Raw genomic sequence first — 241 nt, 5'->3', positions numbered from 1 at the left:
CATGCAGTCGGCGCATGAACGCCGCCAATGCGTCAACAACAACGAGACGGGCTCCGAAATCCGATTTCAGCACTTGATATGCCGTTTTTCCATGTATTGCTGTTGTCAGGAGCCATGCCTGATTGGGCGTGCGAACGAAGCTTACAACGGAGGGCACAGAAATGTGCCCCGCCAGCCAACGCAATCTCACCATTTCATCAGTCACGTCGTCGGCAAAAGCATCTTTGCCGTGCTTCAGAAA

Annotated in this window: 1 pseudogene; it reads right to left on the bottom strand. The window is 53.1% G+C overall.

What is annotated here, in order from left to right:
• Positions 1–241: pseudogene (locus AC0L3J_RS38345) on the bottom strand (APH(3') family aminoglycoside O-phosphotransferase); the annotation flags it as partial.

It is taken from the genome of Bradyrhizobium sp. Kon37 (genome assembly GCF_055807535.1).
This window is presented reverse-complemented; position numbering and strand designations above follow the sequence as displayed.